The organism is Geodermatophilus sp. CPCC 205506 (genome assembly GCF_051383635.1).
Lineage (GTDB): Bacteria > Actinomycetota > Actinomycetes > Mycobacteriales > Geodermatophilaceae > Geodermatophilus.
The window spans coordinates 1-23966 of record NZ_JALPKP010000061.1 but is presented as its reverse complement, the minus strand read 5'-3'; the positions used below and the strand labels follow the sequence as shown (position 1 = coordinate 23966).

Below are 23966 nucleotides of genomic sequence, written 5' to 3'. Positions count from 1 at the left end.
CGGTGTGACGGTGACCACCGTGACGACGGCGTGGGTGGCCGAGCTGGCCGATGCCCTGGGTGCCGACAGCGTCCTGACCGACCCCGACGTCACCGCGTCCTACGCCCGCGACCAGGCGATGCTCGCCGACGCGGGGACCCCGGCGGCCGTCGTCTTCCCGCGCAGCACCGCCGAGGTGGCCGCGGTCATGCGGATCGCCTCGCGGCACGGCGTCCCGGTGGTGCCGCGCGGCGCCGGCTCCGGGCTGGCCGGGGCGAGCAACGCCGTGGACGGCGCGATCACGCTGGTGACGACCCGGATGGACGCCGTCCTGGAGGTGTCCCCGGCCGACCGGCTGGCCGTCGTCCAGCCCGGCGTGGTGAACAAGCAGCTGCGCGACGCCGTCGCCGGGTCGGGGCTGTTCTACCCGCCGGACCCCTCCAGCTACGACTGGTGCACGATCGGCGGCAACCTCTCGACCAACTCCGGCGGGCTGTGCTGCGTGAAGTACGGCGTCACCACCGACTACGTGCTCGGCCTGGAGGTCGTGCTCGCCGACGGCCGGGTGCTGCGCACCGGGCGGCGCACCGTGAAGGGCGTCGCCGGCTACGACCTGGCCCGGCTGTTCGTCGGCTCGGAGGGCACGCTCGGCGTCATCACCGAGGCCACCCTCGCGCTGCGCCCGGCGCCGCAGCGTCCGGTCACCCTCGTCGCCACGTTCACCACCACCGCGCAGACCGGGCAGGTCGTCGAGAGCGTGGTCACCAGCGGCCTGGTGCCCAGCTTGCTGGAGGTCATGGACAACACCTGCATCTGTGCCGTCGACGACCTGATGCACGCCGACCTCGACCGCGGCGCGCACGCGCTGCTGGTGGCGCAGTCCGACACCGGCGGGGAGGCGGCGGTGCGGGAGATCGAGGCGCTGGCGCAGCTGTGCCGGGAGGCCGGCGCGGACCTCGTGCACACCACCGACGACGCGGCCGAGGGCGACCTGCTGCTCGCCGCCCGCCGCATGGCCCTGCCGGCGCTGGAACGGCTGGGCAGCACGCTCATCGACGACGTCGCCGTCCCCCGCTCGCGGATCGCCGCCTTCCTCGACGGCTGCGACACCATCGCCGCCGAGCGCGCGCTGACCATCGGGGTGGTCGGCCACGCCGGTGACGGCAACATGCACCCGACCATCTGCTTCGACCCGACCGACGCCGACCAGCGCGAGCGGGCCTTCGCCGCCTTCGACGACATCCTCGAACTCGGCCTCGCCCTCGGCGGCACGATCACCGGCGAGCACGGCGTCGGGTCGATCAAGGTCGACTGGCTCGAGCGGGAGGTGGGACCGGTGTCCCTGGAGGTGCACCGGTCGATCAAGGGCGCGCTCGACCCGGACGGCCTGCTCAACCCCGGCAAGGTGCTGCGGCGGGGCTGACCGCGTGGCCCGCTGGACGTCGTTCGTCGCCGATGCCGCCCGGCGCGGCACGCTGCACGCGCGCCCCGACCACCGCTGCCGGGTCGAGCACGACGCCGCGACCCTGCTCGTGCACCTGTCCGGTGAGGACGGGGAGGGCTGGACGACGCTCGCCGTGGACCGGGCCACCCGCCGCTGGTCGGTCGCGCAGGCGCCCACCCAGCTGGCCGCCGCCACCCGGGCGGTGGACCTGCTCCGGCGCGACCACGCAGGTGGGACGCCCGGGTGACACGCTGACCGCATGAGCGCTGACCGGTTGCTGGTGATCGGCGGGGACGCCGCGGGCATGTCCGCGGCCGCGCAGGCCCGGCGGCTGCGGCCGGCCGGCGAGCTGGCCATCACCGTCCTCGAGCAGGGGCCGGAGGTCTCCTACTCCGCCTGCGGCATCCCCTACTGGGTGGGCGGGGTGGTGTCCGACCGCGACCGGCTGATCGCCCGCACCCCGCGGGACTTCGCCGCGCAGGACATCGACGTCCGCACCGGGACCCGCGCCGAGGCGATCGACCTCGACGCCGGCACCGTCCGCACCGACACCGGCGGGATGCTCGGCTACGACCGGCTGGTCGTGGCCACCGGTGGCCGGCCGCTGCGTCCGCCCGTGCCGGGCCTGGACGCCGAGGGCGTGCACGGGGTGCACCGGCTGGCCGACGGCGCCGACATCCGGGCCGCGGTGGCCGCGGGCGCCCGCCGCGCGGTGGTCCTGGGCGGCGGCTACATCGGCCTGGAGATGGCCGACGTGCTGCACGGCCGCGGGCTGTCGGTCACCGTCGTCCTCGCCGACCCGCTGCCGATGTCCCTCCTGGACGCCGACATGGGTGAGCGGGTGTGCAAGGCGATGGGGGACATGGGCATCGACGTCCAGCCGAACCAGCCGGTGCGGGAGGTCGAGACCGACGCCGACGGCGTGGTCCGGGCCGTGCGCACCGACGCGGGCAGCTACCCCTGCGACCTCGTCGTCCTCGGCCTGGGCATGGGGCCGGAGGCCGGGCTCGCGCAGGAGGCCGGGCTGCGGCTGGGCGAGACCGGCGCCGTCGACGTCGACCGCAGCCAGCGCAGCCGGTCGCACCCGGAGGTGTTCGCCGCCGGGGACTGCGCGCAGACGTACCACCGGCTGACCGGCGAGCCGGCCCACGTCGCGCTCGGCACGCACGCCAACAAGCAGGGCCGGGTCGCGGGCTCGGTCATCGGCGGCCGGCCGGCGCGGTTCGCCGGCGTCCTCGGGACCGCGCTGACCAAGGTCGGCGAGCTCGAGGTCGCCCGCACCGGGCTGTGCACCAGCGAGGCGGAGGCGGCCGGGTACGACTGCCGTGTCGAGACGATCGAGGGGACGACGCGGGCCGGCTACTACCCCGGCGCCGACCCGATGACGGTGAAGCTGATCAGCGACCGCGGCTCCGGCCGGCTGCTCGGGGCGCAGATCGTCGGCGGGCCGACCAGCGGCAAGCGGATCGACGTCCTCGCCACCGCGATCTGGGCCGGCCTGACCGCGGAGGAGTTCGCGGGCTCCGACCTCTCCTACGCCCCGCCGTTCTCCCCGACCTACGACCCGGTCGTCGTCGTCGCCCGGGTGGCCAGCCGCGTCGAGCAGGGGTGAGCGGTGGCCGACCGCAGGGACGGGGCGCAGCCGCCGACGACGGAGACCGACGTCCCGGGTGGGGACTGGTACGGCGAGGACCTCTCCGGCCGGGAGCACACCCGGGTGGCGTTCAGCGGGGTGGACCTGTCGGAGACCACCGACGTCGGCGCCGTCTTCACCGAGTGCGTCTTCCGCGACTGCCGGTTCACCCTCTCCCGGCACACCGACGCGGCCTTCGTGGCCTGCACCTTCACCGGCTGCTCGTTCGCCCGGGCCGAGTTCACCGACTGCAAGCTCACCGGCAGCACGTTCGACCGCTGCACCTTCGACCTGATGACCGTCACCCGGGGCGACTGGTCCTTCGTCGGGCTGGCCGGCGCGGACCTCCGGCGCGCCGCGTTCACCGGGACGCGGCTGCGCGAGGCGGACCTCGCCGGCGCGCGGGCGTCCGGCGCGATCCTGCGCCACCTGGACCTGTCCGGCGCGGAGCTGCACCGGGCCGACCTCAGCGGCGCTGACCTGCGCGGTTCGGACCTGTCCGCGGTCGACCCCCGCACGGTCGAGCTCGCCCGCGCGCGGATCGACGTCTCCCAGGCCGTCACCCTGGTGACCGCCCTCGGCCTGGACGTCCGCCCCGACACCCCGGACTGAACCGACCGGCGGGATACTGGCCGCCGAGCAAGCGCCACCCCCGACGCAAGGAGTGCCTCGCATGCCCATCGCGACCCCAGAGGTCTACGCCGACATGATCAGCCGGGCCAAGGAGGGCGGGTTCGCCTACCCGGCGATCAACTGCACCTCGTCGGAGACGGTCAACGCGGCCCTGCGGGGCTTCGCCGACGCCGGCAGCGACGGCATCATCCAGTTCTCGACCGGTGGGGCGGAGTTCGCCTCGGGCACCAAGGTCAAGGACATGGTCACCGGTGCAGTCGCCCTGGCCGAGTTCGCGCACGTCGTCGCCGAGAAGTACCCGGTCAACGTCGCGCTGCACACCGACCACTGCCCCAAGGACAAGCTCGACTCCTACGTACGCCCGCTGATCGCCCTCTCCAAGGACCGGGTGGACGCCGGCCAGGCGCCGCTGTTCCAGTCGCACATGTGGGACGGCTCGGCGATCGACCTCGCCGAGAACCTCGCGATCGCCGAGGAGCTCATCGAGAAGGCATCCGCGGCCAAGATCGTGCTGGAGGTCGAGATCGGCGTGGTCGGCGGCGAGGAGGACGGCGTCTCGCACGACATCAACGACAAGCTGTACACCGCCGAGGGCGACTTCGTCGCCACCGCCAAGTCGCTCGGCCTGGGGGAGAAGGGCATCTACCTGCTCGCCGCCACCTTCGGCAACGTGCACGGCGTCTACAAGCCCGGCAACGTCAAGCTGCGCCCGGAGATCCTCAAGATGGGCCAGGACGTCGTCGCCCGCGAGTTCGGCCAGGCCGACGGCAGCAAGCCCTTCAACCTGGTGTTCCACGGCGGCTCGGGGTCGGCGCAGGAGGAGATCCGCGAGGCCCTCTCCTACGGCGTCGTGAAGATGAACGTCGACACCGACACCCAGTACGCCTTCACCCGGCCGATCGTCGGGCACATGTTCAGCAACTACGACGGCGTCCTCAAGGTCGACGGCGAGGTCGGCAACAAGAAGGCCTACGACCCGCGCAGCTACCTCAAGGCCGCGGAGACCGGCATGGCCGCCCGCATCGTCCAGGCCTGCGAGGACCTGCTGTCGGCCGGCCAGTCGCAGGGCAACTGATGAGCCACGCGCACCACAACCTGCTCGGCGAGCCGCCGGCCACCCTCCTACCGCCGAACCCGGAGGCCGACGCCGAGCTGGCCGCGGGCACGCCGGCCGCCGAGGTCGCCGCCCACCACCCCACGGTGAGCGCGGCCTGGGCGGCGCTGGCCGAGGAGGCGCTCAACCGCCCCGAGCGCCAGCTGGGCGACACGATCGAGGCCTACGCCTACGCCCGCACCGGCTACCACCGCGGGCTGGACGCGCTGCGCCGCAACGGCTGGAAGGGCTTCGGCCCGGTGCCGTGGTCGCACGAGCCCAACCGCGGGTTCCTGCGCTGCCTGACGGTGCTGGCCCGGGCCGCCGAGGCGATCGGCGAGACCGACGAGCAGGAGCGCTGCACCCAGCTGCTGCTCGACAGCGACCCCAACCTGGCGCCCTGACCCCGGCCTGAGGGGCAGAAATGGCCATTTCTGCCCCTCAGGCCGGGGACGTCGGTGCCTCCGGGCAGACTGGGGCACCGTGGAGCACTCACCGGCCGCCGTCGTCGATCGGCTGCGGCCGCTGCTGCTCGCCGTCCACCAGGCCCTGTCGGCCGGTGTCGCGGTCAGCGCGGCCGTCCACGCCGAGCACGGGTGGAACCCCACCGCCGACCGGCACCTGGACCACCAGCTGGTCCGCCGGGAGGCGATGGAGCGGCTCCGGCCCTGGGGCGCCTCACCCGACGAGCTCTCCGACCCGCTGCTGGAGCTCGGCGGCACCGGCACCGACAACCTGGGGCTGCCGATGAGCGGTCTCATCCTGCGCACGCCCACCGACGTCCTGCGGGTGTGGCGCTCCGACGACGGCGAGATCCCCGCCGCCGCCACCGACGGCCTGCGCGCCTTCTACCGGCAGAGGCCCAGCCGGCAGCTGCAGCTCGACCTCGGCGAGCGCCCCGACGCCCCGCGCCCGCACGCGGGCCACCTGGCGTTGCTGTGGGCCGACGCCGGCACCGTCCTCACCCGCTTCGACCTCGTCCGGCCGTGCGGGCACCTCGGCCGCCGGGCCCACGTCGACTGGCACGTGGACCTGCTGGGGCGGCTGATCCACCCCGCGGCGTGATCAGGAACCGGGGGCGCCGGCCGGGTCGACCGGGAGTCGTGAACGATCACCAGGTTGCGGTTTCGTCACGATGTGTGATCGTTCGACGTGCGCGTTCGCCCGCTGCTCGTTACGCTCCGTCCCCGGCGTCCGGCACGGACGCCCCTCACCGGAGGTGCTGCATGGCAACGCTTCTCTGGATCCTCGCCGTCATCCTCGTCGTCGCCGGCATCGTCGCGCTCCTGCGCAGGCAGCTGCTCTGGGGCATCGTGCTGATCGTCGTCGGTCTTCTCGTGGGGCCGGGCGGCGTCAGCATCTTCACCTGAACAGGGACCCCGTCCTCCTCGCGCCGCGCTCCGCTCGGCGCGAGCCTCGGGACGGGGCCGCTCAGCGCTCGTCGAGCTCCGGGTGCAGCTGCCGCAGCCGGGTGGTGAGCGCGGTCAGCTCGTCACCGCCGGCCATCAGGCGCGTGAGGACGTCGGCGTCGACGTCCTCACGCGTCAGGTCGCCCGCCACGTGCCCGTGCGCGAGCAGCAGGAAGCGGTCGCCGATCAGGTGCGCGTAGCGCGGGTTGTTCGTGACCGCGAGGACCGCCAGCCCCTGGGCGCGGGCGGCCAGCACCGCCCGCCCGACGAGGGTGTGCTGGGCGATCGTCATGGGCGCCGTCGGCTCGTCGACCAGCAGTGCGCGGGCACCGAAGTGCAGCGCCCGGGCGATGGCCAGGCTCTGCCGCCCCCCGACCCACAGCGCCGCGGCCGGCTGGTCGGGGTCGACCCCCAGCACGCCGACCCGGGCCATGGCCCGCACCGTCGTCTCCCGCGCCGTGGCCAGGTCCAGCCGGCGCAGCGGGCCCGCACCGAGGGTCGGCTCGGCGCCGAGGAAGAAGTTCCGCCACACCGACAGCAGCGGTGCGACGGCGAGGTCCTGCCAGACGGTGGCGATGCCCGCGGCGCGCGCGTCCTTCGGCGACCGGAAGCGCACCGGGCGGCCATCGAGCAGCAGCTCGCCCTCGTCGTGCCGGCGCAGCCCGGAGAGGACCGAGACCAGCGTGGACTTCCCCGAGCCGTTCTCCCCGAGGACACAGGTGATCTCGCCCGGGCCGAAGGCGGCGCTGACCCGCGCCAGCGCCGGCACGCTGCCGTGGTGGACGCTGACCCCGCGCAGCTCCAGCACCGGGCCGGCCGGCTCGCTCACCACCGCGGCACCGCCCGCAGCCGGCTGCGCACGACGCCGTTGGTCAGCAGCGCCACCAGCAGCAGCACGCCCAGGAACGCCTCGAACCAGCGCGCGTCCCACCCGGCCAGGACGACGCCCTGGCGGGCCACGGCGTAGACCAGCGCGCCCACCGCGGCGCCGACCGCCGAGCCGTAGCCGCCGGTGAGCAGGCAGCCGCCGATGACCGCGACGACGACGAACTCGATCGCCGTCCCGAGTCCGGGGCCGCCCTGGACGCCGCCGATCCGCACCAGGCCGAGCGTGCCGATGAGCCAGCCGGCCGCCGCGGTGCAGCAGAACAGGACGATCGTCGTCCGCCGGTCGGGGACCCCGAGCTCCTGGGCCGCCTGGCGGGCGCCGCCGACGGCGAAGACCGCGTTGCCGAACCGGGTGCGCCACAGCACCCAGGACGCCACCGCGGTGAGCACCAGCCACCAGAGCAGCGCGATCCGGAACCGGCCGTCGCCGACCTGCACCGTGGACCCGAACACCGCCGTGACCGACGACCAGTCCGGCGCCGACCCCAGACCCTCGATGCGCACCGACCCGGTGATCGCCCGGGTGCCGGCCAGCGCCACCCCCTGCAGCACCAGGAAGGTCGCGAGCGTCACCAGGAAGCTGGGCAGCCCGCTGCGGACGACGATCAGGCCGTTGACCACCCCGACCGCCAGCGCCGCGGCCAGCGACGCCACCAGCGCCGGCCAGGCACTCCAGCCGGCCTGCCCGATCAGCAGTCCGGTGACCAGCGCGCTGCCGACGGCGACCATGCCGATCGAGAGGTCGAACTGACCCGACACCAGCAGCAGGGCGACCGCCACGCCGCCGATGCCCAGCAGCGCCGCGGCGTCCAGGACGCTGGCCAGCCCGCCGGTGGTGAGCAGCTCGGGCGCCTGCGCCCCGAAGAACGCCACCACCACCGCCAGGCCCGCGAACGCCGCCAGGCTGGGGCGGGCCAGGGCCCGGTCGACCAGCCGGCGCCGGGCAGGGGTCAGCCCGGCCGGGTGCGGCCTGAACGAGGGCAGACCGTCGGCGGTCACGGGCCGGGACGGGACGTCGGCAGCGGGGCCTCCTCGGGGAGGGAGGTGCTCAGTGTCCACGAGACGCCCGGCTCCGGCTCCCTCCCGTGTCAGGGCTGCAACCGCCAGCGCACCCGGTCGTCGGCGTACCAGGTCCACCGGCTGACCGGTCGCGGGTAGGGGACGCCGTCCCGCACCACCCGCGCCGGGTCGCAGGCGATCTGCACCGCGCGGCCGGACGTGCGCCGGGCCGGCCGCAGCGGCAGCGTCATGACGACGACGCCCAGGGTGTCCGCCTGCCGCCAGTCGGGCCGGACGTCGATCCGCGTGATCTGCCCGTCGGCGACCTTCACCGCGTCGTTGTGGGCCTGCGCCCCGAACCGCCGGGCCAGCCGACGGCGCTCCTCGCCGGCCGCCTCGAGCCGGCCGTGGTGCAGCAGCACCCCTCCGTGGTCGTCGCGCACCAGGCTCAGCTCCCGTACGTCGCCGGTGCCCACGCCGAGCGCGCGGGCCAGGCCGGTCGAGGAGGTGTCGTCGGCCGGCTCCCACGACACCGGGACCAGCGCGGTACGACCGGCCTTGTGCAGGACCGCGAGCACCGCCGCCAGCGCCGCCACCGGCCCCTTCACCAGCACCGCGTCCGCCTCGGCCGCCGGCGCGACGGCGTCCCGGGACGGCGCCTGGCCGGGCCCGAGGCCGCGCAGGTCGAACTCGGCGAGCGACATGCGGATACCCTGCCACCTGCCAGCCGGTCATCCGCCGGTGCCGACGCTTGAGGGGATCGACAGCGAGATGCCGGCAGTCGTGCTGATCGGGGCCCAGTGGGGCGACGAGGGCAAGGGGAAGGCCACCGACCTGCTCGGTGGCCGGGTGCCCTACGTGGTGCGGTACCAGGGCGGCAACAACGCCGGCCACACGGTGATCACGCCCGACGGGGAGCGCTACGCCCTGCACCTGATCCCGTCGGGCATCCTCACCCCCGGGTGCACGCCGGTCATCGGCAACGGCGTGGTCGTCGACCCGGAGGTGCTGATCGGTGAGCTGGCCGGCCTGGAGGAGCGGGGGGTGGACACCTCGCGCCTGGTCATCTCCTCGGACGCGCACTTGATCATGCCGCACCACCGGGCCCTCGACAAGGTCACCGAGCGCTTCCTGGGCAAGCGGAAGATCGGCACCACGGGCCGCGGCATCGGCCCGGCGTACGGCGACAAGGTGGCCCGCACCGGCATCCGCGTGCAGGACCTCCTCGACCTGTCGATCCTCCGGCAGAAGCTCGAGGGCACGCTCCAGGAGAAGAACCAGATCCTGGTCAAGGTCTACAACCGCAAGGCGATCGACGTCGACGAGGTCGTCGAGGAGTACGCGGAGTACGCCGAGGCGCTCAAGCACCGGATCATCGACACCCGGCTGCTGCTCGGCAGGGCCCTCGACGCCGGCGAGTGGGTCCTGCTGGAGGGCTCGCAGGGCACGCTGCTCGACGTCGACCACGGCACCTATCCGTTCGTGACGTCGTCGAACCCGACCGCGGGCGGGGCGGCCACCGGCTCGGGCATCGGCCCCACGCGGATCGAGCGGGTGGTCGGCATCCTCAAGGCCTACACGACCCGCGTCGGCTCCGGCCCGTTCCCGACCGAGCTGTTCGACGCCAACGGCGAGTACCTGCGCAAGCAGGGCGGCGAGGTGGGCGTCACCACCGGGCGGGACCGCCGCTGCGGGTGGTTCGACGCCGTCGTGGCCCGCTACGCCAGCCGGGTCAACGGGATCACCGACTACTTCCTCACCAAGCTCGACGTCCTCTCCGGCCTGGAGACGGTGCCGATCTGCGTGGCCTACGACGTGGACGGCGTCCGGCACGACGAGATGCCGATGACCCAGACCGACTTCCACCACGCCACGCCGGTGTACGAGGAGATGCCGGGCTGGTTCGAGGACCTCCGGAACTGCCGCACCTTCGACGAGCTGCCGGCCAACGCGCAGGCCTACGTGCGGCGGCTGGAGGAGCTCTCCGGCGCGCGGGTCAGCGTGATCGGCGTCGGCCCGGGCCGCGACGAGAACGTCGTCGTCCACGACCTCCTGAACTGAACGTCACCTGGTCGTCGGGGTGCGGTCCCGCGCGGTGACCAGCTCCTGACGTGCCCGGAGGGCGATCTCGGGCGCGTCGGTGATCAGCCCGTCGACGCCGAGGGCGAACAGCAGCCGGGCCTCGGTCTGCATGTCGCCGGGGGCGGCGGGGTCCTCCCCGCGGCGCAGGTGGCGGGGCAGGAAGGCGTTCTCGGGGCGCAGCGTCCACGGCACCACCAGCAGCCCGGCCCGGTGCGCCTGGCTGACGAGGGTGGAGACGCCGGTCATCGCCTGGTCGGCGTCGCGCAGCAGGATCCGGTGCCGGCTGGGCGCGATGCCCTGGGCGTAGGTGCTGGCCTCGCGCAGCCCGGCCGGGGTCACCATCGCGTCGTCGGCGGCCACGTCGTCGACCAGCTGCAGCATCGTCGGCCCGGCGTCCCCCAGCTCGGCGCGCAGCTCCCGCAGCGCGGCGGCGTCGAAGGACTGCAGCACGACCGTGCCGTCGGGGGTGTCCGCCCCCAGCCGGCGCAGCTCGGCGGCGACGAGGTCGACCATCGGCAGGCCGTGCTCGCCGGCCCAGCGCGGCTTCTTCAGCTCGGCGAGCACGCGGACGGGCCGGGCGGCGGTGGACCGGCGCCGGGCCAGCTCCACGACCTCGGCCAGCGTCAGGACGCCGAACCGCCCGTCGTAGGGCGTGTTCAGCGGGCGCAGCTCGGGCATGCGCTCGACCGCCCGCAGCGTGCGCAGCTCGGCGAGGGTGAAGTCCTCGGCGAACCAGCCGCTGCGCTCGCGCTCCCCGACGACCCGGGTGGTGCGCCGGCCGGCGAACTCGGGCCGGCCGGCGACGTCGGTGGAACGCGACAGCTCGTTCTCGTGCCGGACGACGAGCGCGCCGTCCCGGCTGACGACGACGTCGGGCTCGATGAGCTCGGCGCCGAGGTCGATGGCGAGCTCGTAGCTGCCTGCGGTGTGCTCGGGGCGGTAGGCGGGGGCGCCGCGGTGGCCGACGACGACGGGGCGGCGGAGGCCGGTCGCCGGGTCCACTGCCAGCGACTCGCTCGCGTGCATGTCATTGAGAACACCGCAGCCACCTGAACAGAACGCGAACGTGCGGGTGTGATCCGCGGACAATTCGGACGACAGCGTGCTGACCTGCGCGCCACCATGCGGACGTGACGGATCTCTCACTCCTGGGGTGGACGCCCGAGCGCGCCGGGGAGCTGCCGCCCGACTGCGTCCCGGGGCGGGTCGCCCGCGTGGACCGCGGCCGGCTGACCGTGCTGACCGCCGACGGCGAGCTGCGCGCGCACCCGGGTACCGCGCTGCTCGGGGACACCGGCGCGGCCGTGGGCGACTGGGTGGCCCTGCGCGGCGAGCTGGCCGTGGCGGTGCTGCCCCGCCGGACGGCGTTCACCCGCGTGACCGCGGGCCGGACGTCGGCGGCGCAGGTCGTGGCCGCGAACCTCGACGCGGTGCTGGTCGTCGACGCCCTCGCCGGCCCGCAGCGGCTGCGCCGGGTCGAGCGCTACCTCGCGGTCGCGTGGGGCAGCGGGGCGACGCCGGTCGTCGTCCTCACCAAGGCCGACCTGTGCGACGACGTGCCCGCCGCGGTCCAGGAGGTCGCCGAGTCCGCCCTCGGCGTCGACGTCCTGCCGGTCAGCTCGGTGAGCGGGGCCGGCGTGGCGGAGGTCGCCGCCCGCATCGGCCCCGGCCGGACGGCGGCGATGGTCGGCCCCTCCGGCGTCGGGAAGTCCAGCCTGGCCAACGCGCTGCTCGGCGCGGAGCTGATCGCGACGAGCGCGATCCGCGAGAGCGACGGCCGCGGCCGGCACACCACCACCGCCCGCGAGCTGCACCTGCTCCCCGGCGGCGGCCTGCTGGTGGACACCCCGGGCATGCGGGAGCTGGGGCTGGTCGACGACGAGGGCATCGACACCACCTACGCCGACGTCACCGAGCTGGCGCAGCAGTGCCGGTTCCGCGACTGCGGGCACCGCTCGGAGCCCGGCTGCGCCGTCGCCGCCGCGATCGCCGAGGGCCGGCTGGACCCGGCCCGCTACGCCGCCTGGCGCAAGCTCCAGGCCGAGGCGCGGCGGCAGGCGCTGCGCTCGGACGCCCGGGCCCGGGCCGCCGAGCACGCCCGCGTCCGCGCCCTGTACCGGGCCTACCGGGCGCAGCCCAACCGCATGCGGTGAGGGTCGGTAGGGTCGCCGTCCGTGCGTGTGCTCGTGATCGGTTCCGGTGCCCGGGAGCACGCCCTGTGCGTCGCTCTGCGCGACGACCCGGCGGTCACCGCCCTGGCCTGCGCGCCGGGTAACGCCGGCACCCGCACGATCGCCGAGCCGGCCGCGGTCGACGTCGCGGACCCGGTCGCGATCGCCGCGCTGGCCACCGGCTGGGGCGCCGACCTGGTCGTCGTCGGCCCGGAGGTGCCGCTGGTGGCCGGGGCGGCCGACGCGGTCCGGGACGCCGGGATCGCCTGCTTCGGACCGTCCGCCGAGGCGGCCCAGCTCGAGGGCAGCAAGTCCTTCGCCAAGCACGTGATGACCGCCGCGGGTGTGCCGACCGCCCGCTCGTGGCCGGTCGGCGGCCCGGCGGAGCTGGAGACCGCGCTGGACGAGGCGGGGGCGCCGTACGTGGTCAAGGACGACGGCCTGGCCGCGGGCAAGGGCGTCGTCGTCACCACCGACCGGGCCGCCGCCGTCGCCCACGGGCACCGAGTCCTCGACGCCGGCGGCGCCGTGCTGGTCGAGGAGTACCTCGACGGCCCCGAGGTGTCGCTGTTCGCCGTCACCGACGGGACGACGGTGCTGCCGCTGGTGCCCGCGCAGGACGCCAAGCGCCGCGACGACGGCGACGCCGGCCCGAACACCGGCGGGATGGGGGCCTACGCGCCGCTGCCGTGGGCGCCGGCCGGGCTGGTCGACGAGGTGCTGGCCACCGTCCTCCAGCCGACCGTCGACGAGATGGCCCGCCGCGGCGAGGCGTTCTCGGGGCTGCTCTATGCCGGCCTCGCGCTGACCTCCCGCGGCCTGCGGGTGGTCGAGTTCAACGCCCGCTTCGGCGACCCCGAGACCCAGGTCGTGCTGCCGCTGCTGGAGACCCCGCTGGCCGGGCTGCTGCACGCCGCCGCCACCGGCACGCTGGCCGACCACCCGCCGCTGCGCTGGCGCGCGGGCGCCGCGGTCACGGTCGTCGTCGCCGCGCCGGGGTACCCCGAGCGGCCGCGCACCGGTGACCCGATCACCGGCGCCGACGGCGCGGGGGTGCTGCACGCGGGCACCACCGCGGACGCGGACGGGACGGTCCGGTCCGCGGGCGGGCGGGTGCTGGCGGTGACCGCTGTGGGCGCCGACCTCGCCGCGGCCCGGCAGCTGGCCTACGAGCGGGTGGCCGGCGTCCGGCTGGCCGACGCGCACTGGCGCACCGACATCGCGCTGGCCGCCGTCGAGGGCAGGGTCGCCGTCGGCTGACAGGTCAGGACGTCGCGACTGGCACCGTCCAGGGCACCGCCCCGAGCTTGCGAGGGGTGGGTGGGACGGGGTCCTTCTCCTACTCCACGGTGACGGCCGGGCGCGCCCGGTCGGGGCGCGGCTCGGGTGGCCGCGGCCCGTCGTGCCGCCGGGCCAGGTAGGTGCCGGCCACGTTGGCGCACGCCACGATCGGCACGGCGATGAGCGCGCCGAAGATGCCGGCGATGAGCAGCCCGGCGGCGATCGCCAGGACGACGGCCAGCGGGTGCACGCGGACGGCGCGACCCAGCAGCAGCGGCTGCAGCACGTGCCCCTCCAGCTGCATCACCAGCACGACGACGGCGAGCGTGATCAGCGCGGTGATCGGGCCGTTGGCCACCAGCGCCACCAGCACCGCCACCGTCCCGGCGAGGAACGACCCGATGATCGGGATGAACGCGCCGAGGAACACCAGCGCGGCCAGCGGGATGACCAGTGGCACCTGCAGGATCGCCAGCCCGATGCCGATGCCCACCGCGTCGACCAGCGCGACGGCGACGGTGGCGCGCACGTAGGAGATCAGCGTGCGCCAGGAGCGGCGGGCCGCCTCGTCGATGTAGGCGCGGGCGTCGGCCGGGCACAGCCCCACCAGCCAGAGCCAGATCGACCGGCCGTCCTTGAGGAAGAAGAACAGCGTGAACAGCGCCAGGACGATGCCGGCGAACACCTCGCCGACGGTCGCCGCGGTGGTGATCGCCCCGGAGGTGAGCGTGTCCTGGTTGGCGACGAGCGCCTCCTGGGCGGCCGTCAGCGCCTCGTCGATCTGCCGCTGCGACACCGGGAAGGTGTCGACGACGAAGTCGCGGATCTGGGTGAGGCCCTGGTTCACCTGGTCGGCGAGGTCGGAGAAGCCGGCGGTGAACCGCTCCACGACCAGCGTGATGATCCCGGCGACGACCCCGAGGCCGACGACGAGCATGGCCAGCGCGGCCAGCGACCGGGGCCAGCCGTGCCGAACCAGCGCCGCGGCGCCCGGCTGCAGCAGCGCGGCCAGCAGCAGCGCCACGAACACCGGGACGACGACGACGGCGACGTACGCGGCGGCGTAGAGCAGCACGTAGACACCGGCGATGACCGCGATCAGCCGCCACGACCAGGACGCGGCGATCCGCAGCCCGGCCGGGACGGCGGCGTCGACGGCGGGGACGCGGTCGGCGCCGGTCAGCCGGCGGACGTGGTGGCCGGTGCGGTGCGGGCGGCCGCCAGGGGGTGGCCCGCTGACGCCGCCGGGGCTGTCGAGGTCGGGAGCACCGGGCTCGGGGCTGCCCAGCGGGGGCCGGTCGGCGGGCTCGTCGCCGGGCGCCTCCTCGCCGGACGGCTCGGGGTCGGCGTCGGCCGGGACGTCGTCGTGGACCAGGATCGCCCGGTCGCCGTCGCGCTCGGGCCAGTGGTACGGGTCGTGCTCCGCGGCGGCGCGGATGCGTTCCCGGGCCCGCGCCACCAGGGAGCCCGCGCGTCGCAGCATCGTGTACCTCCGCCCGGGCTCTGGGGCCCGTCCATGATCACGTTAGCCCTACGGGACACTGTGCCCGTGGTGCGACGAGCTGACCGGTGGCGGGCGGTACCCGCATGATCGAGCGCTACACCCTCCCCGACATGGGACGGGTCTGGAGCGACCAGCACAAGTACGAGCTCTGGTGCCGGGTGGAGACCCTCGTGCTGGAGGCGCACGCCGCGGCCGGGCGGGTGCCCGCCGACGTGGTGGCGCCGGTGCGCGATGCGCCGCCACCCACGCCGGAGCGGGTCGCGGAGATCGAGGAGACGACGCAGCACGACGTCATCGCCTTCCTCACCGCGTGGGCGGACAACACCACGCCCCGGTCGGCGGCCGCCTACGTGCACCACGGCATGACGTCGTCGGACCTGCTGGACACGGCGCTGGCGGTGCAGCTGACCGAGGCGACCGACCTGCTGCTGGCGCGGCTGGACCGGCTGGTGGCCGTGCTGCGCGACCACGGTCTGGAGCACCGGCACACGATCAAGGTCGGCCGGACCCACGGCGTGCACGCCGAGCCCGTCGTGTGGGGCCACCGCGTCGCCGACATCGCCTTCGCCGCGGCCCGCTCCCGCGACCGGCTGCGGGCGGCCCGCGACCGGGTCGGCGTCGTCGCCATCTCCGGCGCGGTCGGCACGTACTCGCTGATCGACCCGTCGGTCGAGGTCGCCGTGGCCGAGGCGCTGTCGCTGCGGCCGGCCGACGCCTCCACGCAGGTCGTCATGCGCGACTCGGTGAGCGAGTGGGTCTCCGCGCTGGCGATCATCGCCACGGTCTGCGAGACCATCGCGCTCGAGGTGCGGCACGGTCAGCGGACCGAGGTGCGGGAGCTGTCGGAGGCCTTCGGCTCCGGCCAGAAGGGCTCCAGCGCCATGCCGCACAAGAAGAACCCGATCCGGTCGGAGCGCATCGCGGGCCTGGCCCGCGTGGTGCGGGCCGCCGTCGTGCCGGTGATGGAGGGCATCCCGCTCTGGCACGAGCGGGACATCTCGCACTCCTCCACCGAGCGGGTCTTCCTGCCCGACGCCGCGATCACCACCGACTACCTGCTGCACCTCACCACCGGCCTGGTGGAGGGCCTGGTGGTGGACGCCGGCCGGATGCGGGCCAACCTGGAGTCGACCGGCGGGCTCATCTACACGTCGTCGGTGCTCCTCGAGGTGGTCGAGGGCGGGCTCTCCCGCGAGGACGCCTACGCGCTGGTGCAGGGCGCGGCCATGGAGACCTGGAACACCGGAACGCCGTTCCGGCAGACCCTCCGCGACCGCGCCGCGGCCTCCGGGGTGACCCTCGACGAGGCCCGGCTGGACGAGATCTGCCGGCCGGAGCGCTACGTGGCCCAGCTGGACCCGCTGTTCGAGCGGCTGGCCGCCCTCACGTGAGCGTGGACCTGCCGCTCGTCGCGCGGGGGAAGGTGCGCGAGATCTACGACGCCGGCCCGGACCGGCTGCTGCTGGTCGCGTCGGACCGGATCTCCGCGTACGACCACGTGCTGCCGACGCCGATCCCGGACAAGGGTCGGGTGCTCACCGCGCTGTCGGTGTGGTGGTTCGAGCAGCTGACGCCGGTCCTGTCGTCGTTCGGGGCCGCGCACCACCTGCTGTCGGCGACCGACGTCCCCGCGGAGGTCGCCGGCCGGGCGATGCTGGTCCGCCGGCTGGAGATGCTCCCGGTCGAGTGCGTGGCCCGCGGCTACCTGTCGGGCTCCGGGACGGTCGAGTACCAGCGGACCGGGTCGATCCGGGACGTCCCGCTGCCCGCCGGGCTGGTGGAGGGCTCGCAGCTGCCCGAGCCCGTGTTCACGCCGTCGACCAAGGCCGAGGTGGGCCAGCACGACGAGGCGATCGACTTCGCCGCCGTCGTCGCAGCGGTGGGCGAGGCCCGCGCCGGCGAGCTGCGCGAGCTGACCCTGGCGCTGTACCGCCGCGGGGCGGAGATCGCGCTGGAGGCCGGCATCGTCCTCGCCGACACCAAGGTCGAGTTCGGCCTGGACGCCGACGGCCGGCTGACCCTCGGGGACGAGGTGCTCACGCCGGACTCGTCCCGCTTCTGGCCGGCGACGCTGTGGTCGCCGGGGGCCGCGCAGCCCTCGTACGACAAGCAGTACGTCCGCGACTGGCTGACCGACTCCGGCTGGGACCGCGTCTCCCCGCCGCCGGAGCTGCCCGCCGACGTCGTCGAGGCGACCCGGGAGCGGTACGTCACCGCCTACGAGCGGCTGACCGGCACGACCTTCCGCTGACGTGGCCGAGACGCGCGCGGGCATCGCGTACCGCTCCGGCGGGTCCGGGGAGGACCTGCTGCTCCTGCTGCACGGGCTGGGCGCCACCGGCGCGGTGTGGGACCGGCTGCTGCCAGTGGTCGAGGCGTCGTGGCCCGGCTCCTGGGCGGTGCCCGACCTGCGTGGGCACGGCCGCTCGGTGGCCGAGCCGCCGTACGGCTACGCGGCGCACGCCGCCGACATGGCGGCGGTGGCGGTCGCGACGGGGGCGTCCCGCGTGACCGTGCTGGGGCACTCGTTCGGCGGCGTCGTCGGCGCGGTGCTGGCCGGCGGCTGGTACGGCGTGGACGTCGCCCGCGTCGTCGCCGTCGGGGTGAAGATCGACTGGACGCCCGAGGAGGAGGCCCGCGCGCGGTCGATGGCCGCCCGCCCGTCGCAGGTCTTCCCGACCGCCGCCGAGGCCGCCGACCGGCACCTGCGGCTGGCCGGCCTCGCCGGGCTGGCGGCACCGGAGGACCCGGTCGCGCGGGCCGGCGTCCGGGAGGTGGACGGCGGGTTCGCCGCGGCGCTCGACCCGCGGGCGTTCGGCGCCGTCGGCCCGCCGGTCGAGCAGGTGCTGGCCCGGGCGGTGGCGCCGCTGCGGCTGGCCGCGGGCGCGGCCGACCCGATGGTCGGCCTCGACGCGATGCGCCGCGTGGACCCCGGCGCGGTGCTGCTCGAGGGCGCCGGCCACAACGCCCACTGGGAGGCCCCCGAGGCGGTCTGGTCGCTGCTCGCCCCGTGACCGTGGGGAGCGTCACCCGCACCGCGGCGAGTGGGCCACGCCACCCCGGTACCCTCGTCCGCGTGTCCCAGGTGGTCGTCGACGTCGTCCTGAAGCCGGAGATCTCCGACCCCCAGGGTCAGGCGGTGCTGGGAGCGCTGGGCCGGCTCGGCCACGACAGCGTGCGCAGCGTCCGCCAGGGCAAGCACTTCGTGCTCGAGGTCGACGGGACGCCCGACGAGGCGGAGCTGCGGCAGATCGCCGAGACGCTGCTGGCCAACCCCGTCATCGAGGACGTCGAGCTGCACCTCCCCACCGACTGAGAGAGATCGTCGTGCGCATCGGTGTCATCACCTTCCCCGGCTCCCTGGACGACGTCGACGCCGCACGCGCGGTGCGGCTGGCCGGCGCCGAGCCGGTCGCGCTCTGGCACGCGTCGCACGACCTGCAGGGGGTCGACGCCGTCGTCCTGCCGGGGGGCTTCTCCTACGGCGACTACCTGCGGGCCGGCGCGATCGCCGCGCGGGCGCCGATGATGCGCGACGTCGTCGACCGCGCGCGCGACGGCATGCCCGTGCTCGGCATCTGCAACGGCTTCCAGGTGCTCTGCGAGGCCGGCCTGCTCCCGGGCGCCCTGACCCGCAACAGCCACCTGCACTTCCGCAACCGCGACCAGGTGCTGCGCATCGAGCGGGCCGACACCGCGTGGACGGCGTCCTACGAGGCCGGCCAGCGGATCGTCGTCCCGGTGAAGAACGGCGAGGGCCGGTACGTCGCCGCGCCGGCGGACCTCGAGCGGCTCGAGGCCGAGGGCCGGGTCGCCGTCCGCTACGTCGACGGCAACCCCAACGGCAGCTCGAACGACATCGCCGGTGTCACCAGCGAGAACGGGCGCGTGGTCGGGCTCATGCCGCACCCGGAGCACGCCGTCGAAGACCTCACCGGCCCGAGCACCGACGGGCTGGGCTTCTTCACCTCCGTGCTGAAGGCGGTCGTGAACGCGTGAACTCCGAAGACGACGCCCGAGCGAGCATCGCAGCGAGCGCCAGCGAGCGAGGAGCGGAACGAGGTCGGAGTCGAGGCGCGGGTGTCGACACCGTCGAGATCGCCGGGAAGAACCCCGACGACGAGCAGCCGTGGGCCGAGCTCGGGCTGAAGTCCGACGAGTACGACCGGATCCGCGGCATCCTCGGCCGCCGGCCCACCACCGCCGAGCTGGCGATGTACTCGGTCATGTGGAGCGAGCACTGCTCCTACAAGAGCTCCAAGGTGCACCTGCGCCGGTTCGGCGACCTGCCGCCCAGCGACGCCCTGCTGGTCGGCATCGGCGAGAACGCCGGCGTGGTCGACGTCGGGGACGGCTACGCGGTCACCTTCAAGGTCGAGTCGCACAACCACCCCAGCTACGTCGAGCCCTACCAGGGCGCGGCCACCGGGGTCGGCGGCATCGTCCGCGACATCCTCACCATGGGCGCGCGGCCGATCGCGGTCATGGACTCGCTGCGCTTCGGCCGGGCCGACGCCCCCGACACCGCCCGCGTGCTGCCCGGGGTCGTGGCCGGCGTCGGCGGCTACGGCAACTGCCTGGGCCTGCCCAACATCGGCGGCGAGCTGCTGTTCGACGACTGCTACGCCGGCAACCCGCTGGTCAACGCGCTGTGCGTCGGCGTGATGAAGCACGAGGACGTCCGGCTGGCCAAGGCCGAGGGCGTCGGCAACAAGGTGATCCTGTTCGGCGCCCGCACCGGCGGCGACGGGATCGGCGGCGTCAGCGTGCTGGCCAGCGAGACCTTCGACGAGGAGGGGCCGGCCAAGCGCCCGAGCGTGCAGGTGGGCGACCCGTTCACCGAGAAGCTGCTCATCGAGGCCTGCCTGGAGATCTTCGCCGCCGACCTCGTCACCGGCATCCAGGACCTCGGCGGCGCCGGGCTCTCCTGCGCCACCAGCGAGCTGGCCAGCGCCGGCACCGGCGGGATGCACGTCGACCTGGACGCCGTCCCGCTGCGCGACTCGACGCTCACCCCGGCCGAGATCCTGATGAGTGAGTCCCAGGAGCGCATGTGCGCGATCGTCGAGCCGGGCAAGGTCGACGCCTTCCTCGCCGTCTGCCGCAAGTGGGACGTGCTCGCGACCGTCATCGGTGAGGTCACCGACGGCGACCGGCTGACCGTCGACTGGCACGGGGAGCGGATCGTCGACGTCCCGCCGCGCACCGTCGCCCACGAGGGCCCGGTCTACGAGCGCCCGATGCAGCGGCCGGCCGACCTCGACGACCTGCAGGCCGACGACCCTGCGGCGCTGCGCCGCCCGCGGACGCCCGACGAGCTCGCCGCGCACTGGCTGGCCGTCGTCGCCAGCCCGGACGGCGCGGACAAGACGTGGGTGACCGAGCAGTACGACCGCTACGTCCGCGGCAACACCGTGCTGGCCCCGCCCGACGACGCCGGCGTGGTCCGCATCGACGAGGAGAGCCACCGCGGCATCGCGCTGGCCCTCGACGGCAACGGCCGCTACGCCCGCCTCGACCCGTACGCCGGCGCGCAGCTCAACCTGGCCGAGGCGTACCGCAACGTCGCCGTCTCCGGCGCGCGGCCGCTGGCGGTCACCAACTGCCTCAACTTCGGCTCGCCGGAGGAGCCCGAGGTCATGTGGCAGTTCGGTGAGGCCGTCCGCGGGCTGGCCGACGCCTGCCGCGACCTGGGCCTTCCGGTCACCGGCGGCAACGTCAGCCTCTACAACCAGACCGGTGACGTGGCGATCAACCCGACGCCGGTCATCGGCGTCCTCGGCGTGCACGAGGACGTCCGCACGCGGGTGCCGACCGGCTGGCGGACGGCGGGGGAGACCGTGCTGCTGCTCGGCGAGACCCGGCCGGAGTTCGGCGGTTCGGCCTGGGCGTCGGTCGTGCACGGCCATCTCGGCGGCCGCCCGCCGGCGGTCGACCTGGCGGCCGAGCGGTCCCTCGGCGAGCTGCTCGCCGCGCTGAGCCGTCAGGGCGTCGTCGGCTCCGCGCACGACCTCGCCGACGGCGGCCTGGCGCAGGCGCTGGCCGAGTCGGCCCTGCGGCACGGCGTCGGCGCCCGGCTGGCACTGACCGGAGACGCCTTCACCGCGCTGTTCAGCGAGTCCGCGGCGCGGGCCGTGGTGACGACGGCCGACCCCCACGCGGTGCGGCGGGCCGCCGAGGAGGCCGGGGTGCCGGTCACCGACCTCGGGACGACGGGCGGCGACGCGCTGCTCGTCGAGGGCGTGGCCGACCTGTCGCTGGCCGCGCTCCGCGCCGCCTGGAGCGCCACCCTCCCGGCGCTGTTCGGCACGCCGGAGGCCACGGTCGGCGCCGTCCCCGCGGGGACCGTCCCCACCAGCTGATGCCCGCCCCCATCTCCGCCGAGGAGCTGCGGGCGGCGCTGGAACCCACCCTGGCGTGGCTGGCGGGCGAGGCGGAGCAGCCGCCGCGGTCGGTGGTCGGCGCGGCGGTGAAGACCACCGCCCGCTGGCTGGCCCAGCAGGTGCCCGGCCGCTCGGTGGAGTTGCGGGTGCCCCCGCACGTCGCCGTCCAGTGCGTGCCCGGTCCGCGGCACACCCGGGGCACCCCGCCGAACGTGGTGGAGACCGACGCCGCCACCTGGCTGCGGCTGGCCAGCGGCCGGCTGGACTGGGGCACCGCGGTCGCGGAGGGCCGGCTCACCGCCAGCGGCAACCGTGCCGACCTGTCCCCCCACCTGCCCCTGCCCCCGCTCCGGTAGGGGCAGAAATGGCCATTTCTGCCCCTACCGGGCTCAGCCGGTGAAGAGGGTGATCGCGGTCTTCACCGTGTTGTAGAGGCCGTACGCCAGCGGGACGCCGACCAGGGCCCAGGCGAGGGCGATCAGCCCGGTCGGGGTGTGCGCCGGCTGCTGGGACGGGGACGGCGACGGGCTCGAGCTCATCGGGTGGCGCTCCGTTCCGGGTTGGCGCGAGCGGTGGCGGGGTCGGCGGCCTTCGGCTCGTGCCAGGTGGCGGCGACCGGCCGGACCAGCAGGTTCGCGACGAACCCGATCGCCAGCAGGCCGACCATGATGAACAGCGCCGGCCGGTAGTTGGCCGCGACCAGCTCGCCGGGCGTGCCCTGGGTGTCCAGGACGCCGTTGACGATGAGCGGCCCCGCGATGCCGGCGGCCGACCACGCGGTGAGCAGCCGGCCGTGGATGGCGCCCACCTGGTAGGTACCGAAGAGGTCGCGCAGGTAGGCCGGGATCGTGGCGAACCCGCCGCCGTAGAAGCTGATGATCACCGCGGCGGTGAGGACGAAGATCCAGGTCGCGGTGCTGCCCAGCGTGGCCAGGATGATGTACAGGACGATGCCGACGCCCAGGTAGATCATGTAGATCGGTTTGCGGCCGATGTAGTCCGACGTCGAGGACCAGACGAACCGGCCGCCCATGTTGAACAGCGACAGCAGGCCCACGAACCCGGCCGCGGCCGTCGCGGCGACGGCCGAGGACCCGTTCTCGCGGAAGAAGTCCTGGATCATCGGTGCGGCCTGCTCGAGGATGCCGATACCCGCGGTGACGTTGCAGAACAGCACGATCCACAGCAGCCAGAACTGCGGCGTCTTGATCGCGTTGTTCGCCGAGACGCTCTCCGTGGTGACCAGCGCCTTCTTCTTGACCGACGCCGGGTCGAAGCCGTCGGGGCGCCAGTCGTCGGCCGGCACCCGCACGATGAACGCGCCGAACATCATGAAGACCAGGTAGACCAGGCCCAGGGTGAGGAAGAGCAGGGCGACGGCGCTGCCGCTGGGCACGGTGCCCGCGCTGCCGTCGTACGCCGGGTCGTAGACGTCCATCAGCTGGCGGGACAGCGGCGAGGCGATGAGCGCGCCGCCGCCGAAGCCCATGATCGCCATACCGGTGGCCAGACCCGGGCGGTCGGGGAACCACTTGATCAGGGTGGAGACCGGGGAGATGTAGCCGATCCCCAGCCCGATGCCGCCCAGGAAGCCGTAGCCGAGGTAGAGCAGCCACAGCTGCTCGGTCGCGATCCCCAGCGATCCGACCAGGAAGCCGGCCACCCAGAAGCAGGCGGAGGTGAACATCGCGGCGCGGGGACCGTTCTTGTCCACCCAGGTGCCGAACAACGCCGCGGAGACGCCGAGCATGACGATGGCGATCGAGAAGATGATGCCGATCGCGGTCAGGCTCGAGTCGAAGTGCTCGACGAGGGCGGTCTTGTAGACGCTGGTCGCGTAGGCCTGGCCGATGCAGAGGTGCACCGCCAGGGCGGCCGGCGGGATCAACCACCGGTTGAACCCCGGACGGGCCACGATTCTGTCGCGGGCCAGGAAGCTCGGTACTGCCACGGACGGACCTCCGGTCGGGGGGCGTCCCGGGGGTGCCCCGGGCGGGCACGCGCGCAGGGTCACGAACCCGCGCGAACGCTACGTCCAGCTCAGACGTACCGCGCGCCGACCGAGACCGTTTCGTTGCGAACTCAACGACCGCCCGCCCGGCTTCCGCATGCCGGGAGTCCCCGTGGAGGCCGCGGACGCCCGTTCTAGGCTCGCCGCATGGCCTATGAGGTGAAGGGCGTCGTCGCCCGCAGCAAGGGTGCTCCGGTCACCGTCGAGACGATTCTCGTGCCCGCCCCCGGACCGGGTGAGGCGGTCGTCGACGTCCAGGCGTGCGGCGTCTGCCACACCGACCTGCACTACCGGGAGGGCGGGATCAACGACGAGTTCCCGTTCCTGCTCGGCCACGAGGCTGCCGGGACCGTCTCCGCGGTCGGCGCCGGCGTCACCAACGTCGCGGTCGGCGACTTCGTCATCCTCAACTGGCGGGCGGTCTGCGGGCAGTGCCGGGCCTGTCTGAAGGGCGAG

The 23966-nt window shown here is 74.6% G+C and carries 26 protein-coding genes; 19 read left to right on the top strand and 7 right to left on the bottom strand.

The window, feature by feature from the left end:
• Nucleotides 1–10: 10 nt before the first annotated feature.
• The 8 genes from MY520_RS24445 (at nucleotide 11) to MY520_RS24410 (ending at nucleotide 6152) form a co-directional block, all read left to right on the top strand.
• Complete coding sequence (locus tag MY520_RS24445; RefSeq protein WP_436695289.1) at nucleotides 11–1402, top strand: FAD-binding oxidoreductase; 1392 nt, start codon at nucleotides 11–13, stop codon at nucleotides 1400–1402.
• A gap of 4 nt (nucleotides 1403–1406) precedes the next feature.
• Complete coding sequence (locus MY520_RS24440) at nucleotides 1407–1670, top strand: hypothetical protein (RefSeq protein ID WP_436695288.1); 264 nt, start codon at nucleotides 1407–1409, stop codon at nucleotides 1668–1670.
• 12 nt (nucleotides 1671–1682) lie between these two features.
• On the top strand, nucleotides 1683–3035 hold the full coding sequence (locus MY520_RS24435; RefSeq protein WP_436695287.1) for an FAD-dependent oxidoreductase: 1353 nt from the start codon (nucleotides 1683–1685) through the stop codon (nucleotides 3033–3035).
• A 3-nt stretch (nucleotides 3036–3038) separates the two neighbouring features.
• A complete protein-coding gene (locus tag MY520_RS24430; RefSeq protein ID WP_436695286.1) occupies nucleotides 3039–3668 on the top strand; it encodes a pentapeptide repeat-containing protein in 630 nt (209 codons plus the stop codon).
• 61 nt (nucleotides 3669–3729) lie between these two features.
• Nucleotides 3730–4764 carry a class II fructose-bisphosphate aldolase gene (gene fbaA, locus MY520_RS24425; protein ID WP_436695285.1) on the top strand — a complete coding sequence of 345 codons (1035 nt, stop codon included), beginning with the start codon at nucleotides 3730–3732 and terminating at the stop codon, nucleotides 4762–4764.
• Nucleotides 4764–5186, top strand: a complete 423-nt coding sequence (locus MY520_RS24420; protein WP_436695284.1) for a DUF3151 domain-containing protein — start codon at nucleotides 4764–4766, stop codon at nucleotides 5184–5186. Before fbaA ends, MY520_RS24420 begins: the two co-directional genes overlap by 1 nt.
• Before the next feature lie 79 nt (nucleotides 5187–5265).
• The gene (locus MY520_RS24415) at nucleotides 5266–5847 is read left to right on the top strand and encodes a hypothetical protein (RefSeq protein ID WP_436695283.1); all 582 of its coding nucleotides are present in this window, start codon (nucleotides 5266–5268) and stop codon (nucleotides 5845–5847) included.
• A 161-nt stretch (nucleotides 5848–6008) separates the two neighbouring features.
• Nucleotides 6009–6152, top strand: a complete 144-nt coding sequence (locus MY520_RS24410; protein ID WP_436695282.1) for a GPGG-motif small membrane protein — start codon at nucleotides 6009–6011, stop codon at nucleotides 6150–6152.
• A 61-nt stretch (nucleotides 6153–6213) separates the two neighbouring features.
• On the opposite strand, the gene MY520_RS24405 is transcribed toward MY520_RS24410, so the two are convergent.
• The 3 genes from MY520_RS24405 to MY520_RS24395 form a co-directional block, all read right to left on the bottom strand.
• Nucleotides 6214–7020: an ATP-binding cassette domain-containing protein gene (locus tag MY520_RS24405; protein WP_436695281.1), complete on the bottom strand. Its 807-nt coding sequence runs from the start codon at nucleotides 7018–7020 to the stop codon at nucleotides 6214–6216.
• Entirely contained in the window at nucleotides 7017–8078 is a 1062-nt protein-coding gene (locus MY520_RS24400; RefSeq protein WP_436695280.1) for an ABC transporter permease, read from the bottom strand. The genes MY520_RS24405 and MY520_RS24400 overlap by 4 nt, the downstream gene beginning before the upstream one ends.
• 89 nt (nucleotides 8079–8167) lie before the next feature.
• Nucleotides 8168–8782 carry a hypothetical protein gene (locus MY520_RS24395; protein WP_436695279.1) on the bottom strand — a complete coding sequence of 205 codons (615 nt, stop codon included), beginning with the start codon at nucleotides 8780–8782 and terminating at the stop codon, nucleotides 8168–8170.
• Nucleotides 8783–8849: 67 nt separating this feature from the next.
• On the opposite strand from MY520_RS24395, the gene MY520_RS24390 reads away from it, so the two are divergent.
• On the top strand, nucleotides 8850–10139 hold the full coding sequence (locus tag MY520_RS24390; protein ID WP_436695278.1) for an adenylosuccinate synthase: 1290 nt from the start codon (nucleotides 8850–8852) through the stop codon (nucleotides 10137–10139).
• 3 nt (nucleotides 10140–10142) lie between these two features.
• Here the strand turns inward: MY520_RS24390 and MY520_RS24385 are convergent, their stop codons facing one another.
• The gene (locus MY520_RS24385; RefSeq protein ID WP_436695277.1) at nucleotides 10143–11186 is read right to left on the bottom strand and encodes a glycerophosphodiester phosphodiesterase family protein; all 1044 of its coding nucleotides are present in this window, start codon (nucleotides 11184–11186) and stop codon (nucleotides 10143–10145) included.
• Between the two features lie 104 nt (nucleotides 11187–11290).
• Here MY520_RS24385 and rsgA point away from each other — a divergent pair, with 104 nt between their 5' ends.
• Entirely contained in the window at nucleotides 11291–12313 is a 1023-nt protein-coding gene (rsgA, locus tag MY520_RS24380) for a ribosome small subunit-dependent GTPase A (protein WP_436695276.1), read from the top strand.
• 21 nt (nucleotides 12314–12334) lie between these two features.
• Nucleotides 12335–13591 carry a phosphoribosylamine--glycine ligase gene (purD, locus tag MY520_RS24375; RefSeq protein ID WP_436695275.1) on the top strand — a complete coding sequence of 419 codons (1257 nt, stop codon included), beginning with the start codon at nucleotides 12335–12337 and terminating at the stop codon, nucleotides 13589–13591.
• A gap of 79 nt (nucleotides 13592–13670) precedes the next feature.
• Here purD and MY520_RS24370 read toward each other — a convergent pair whose 3' ends face one another.
• Nucleotides 13671–15095, bottom strand: a complete 1425-nt coding sequence (locus tag MY520_RS24370) for an AI-2E family transporter (RefSeq protein ID WP_436695274.1) — start codon at nucleotides 15093–15095, stop codon at nucleotides 13671–13673.
• 86 nt (nucleotides 15096–15181) lie between these two features.
• Here MY520_RS24370 and purB point away from each other — a divergent pair, with 86 nt between their 5' ends.
• From purB to MY520_RS24335, 7 genes are all read left to right on the top strand, one after another.
• Nucleotides 15182–16507 carry an adenylosuccinate lyase gene (purB, locus tag MY520_RS24365; protein ID WP_436695273.1) on the top strand — a complete coding sequence of 442 codons (1326 nt, stop codon included), beginning with the start codon at nucleotides 15182–15184 and terminating at the stop codon, nucleotides 16505–16507.
• Between the two features lie 2 nt (nucleotides 16508–16509).
• Nucleotides 16510–17367, top strand: a complete 858-nt coding sequence (locus tag MY520_RS24360; RefSeq protein WP_436695272.1) for a phosphoribosylaminoimidazolesuccinocarboxamide synthase — start codon at nucleotides 16510–16512, stop codon at nucleotides 17365–17367.
• A gap of 1 nt (nucleotide 17368) precedes the next feature.
• Complete coding sequence (locus MY520_RS24355; protein WP_436695271.1) at nucleotides 17369–18130, top strand: alpha/beta fold hydrolase; 762 nt, start codon at nucleotides 17369–17371, stop codon at nucleotides 18128–18130.
• 62 nt (nucleotides 18131–18192) lie between these two features.
• Complete coding sequence (purS, locus tag MY520_RS24350; RefSeq protein ID WP_436695270.1) at nucleotides 18193–18432, top strand: phosphoribosylformylglycinamidine synthase subunit PurS; 240 nt, start codon at nucleotides 18193–18195, stop codon at nucleotides 18430–18432.
• A gap of 11 nt (nucleotides 18433–18443) precedes the next feature.
• Nucleotides 18444–19115, top strand: coding sequence for a phosphoribosylformylglycinamidine synthase subunit PurQ (purQ, locus tag MY520_RS24345; RefSeq protein ID WP_436695269.1), 672 nt, complete (start codon nucleotides 18444–18446; stop codon nucleotides 19113–19115).
• Nucleotides 19112–21478, top strand: coding sequence for a phosphoribosylformylglycinamidine synthase subunit PurL (purL, locus tag MY520_RS24340; protein WP_436695268.1), 2367 nt, complete (start codon nucleotides 19112–19114; stop codon nucleotides 21476–21478). Before purQ ends, purL begins: the two co-directional genes overlap by 4 nt.
• Nucleotides 21478–21855, top strand: a complete 378-nt coding sequence (locus MY520_RS24335; RefSeq protein ID WP_436695267.1) for a sterol carrier family protein — start codon at nucleotides 21478–21480, stop codon at nucleotides 21853–21855. Before purL ends, MY520_RS24335 begins: the two co-directional genes overlap by 1 nt.
• A 33-nt stretch (nucleotides 21856–21888) precedes the next feature.
• Here the strand turns inward: MY520_RS24335 and MY520_RS24330 are convergent, their stop codons facing one another.
• On the bottom strand, nucleotides 21889–22038 hold the full coding sequence (locus MY520_RS24330) for an MFS transporter small subunit (protein ID WP_436695266.1): 150 nt from the start codon (nucleotides 22036–22038) through the stop codon (nucleotides 21889–21891).
• Nucleotides 22035–23450 (bottom strand): OFA family MFS transporter, encoded by a 1416-nt coding sequence (locus MY520_RS24325; RefSeq protein ID WP_436695265.1) that lies wholly within the window; start codon nucleotides 23448–23450, stop codon nucleotides 22035–22037. Before MY520_RS24325 ends, MY520_RS24330 begins: the two co-directional genes overlap by 4 nt.
• 207 nt (nucleotides 23451–23657) lie before the next feature.
• On the opposite strand from MY520_RS24325, the gene MY520_RS24320 reads away from it, so the two are divergent.
• Nucleotides 23658–23966: alcohol dehydrogenase catalytic domain-containing protein (locus MY520_RS24320; RefSeq protein ID WP_436695264.1), on the top strand; the 309-nt coding region annotated here is incomplete at its 3' end.

Bases quoted from the DNA above. Each gene is read 5' to 3' on its own strand.
- MY520_RS24330 (WP_436695266.1), bottom strand. From the start codon at position 22,038: ATGAGCTCGAGCCCGTCGCCGTCCCCGTCCCAGCAGCCGGCGCACACC.
- MY520_RS24390 (WP_436695278.1), top strand. From the start codon at position 8,850: ATGCCGGCAGTCGTGCTGATCGGGGCCCAGTGGGGCGACGAGGGCAAG.
- MY520_RS24370 (WP_436695274.1), bottom strand. From the start codon at position 15,095: ATGCTGCGACGCGCGGGCTCCCTGGTGGCGCGGGCCCGGGAACGCATC.
- MY520_RS24410 (WP_436695282.1), top strand. From the start codon at position 6,009: ATGGCAACGCTTCTCTGGATCCTCGCCGTCATCCTCGTCGTCGCCGGC.
- fbaA (WP_436695285.1), top strand. From the start codon at position 3,730: ATGCCCATCGCGACCCCAGAGGTCTACGCCGACATGATCAGCCGGGCC.
- MY520_RS24435 (WP_436695287.1), top strand. From the start codon at position 1,683: ATGAGCGCTGACCGGTTGCTGGTGATCGGCGGGGACGCCGCGGGCATG.
- MY520_RS24395 (WP_436695279.1), bottom strand. From the start codon at position 8,782: ATGTCGCTCGCCGAGTTCGACCTGCGCGGCCTCGGGCCCGGCCAGGCG.
- MY520_RS24335 (WP_436695267.1), top strand. From the start codon at position 21,478: ATGCCCGCCCCCATCTCCGCCGAGGAGCTGCGGGCGGCGCTGGAACCC.
- MY520_RS24420 (WP_436695284.1), top strand. From the start codon at position 4,764: ATGAGCCACGCGCACCACAACCTGCTCGGCGAGCCGCCGGCCACCCTC.
- MY520_RS24385 (WP_436695277.1), bottom strand. From the start codon at position 11,186: ATGCACGCGAGCGAGTCGCTGGCAGTGGACCCGGCGACCGGCCTCCGC.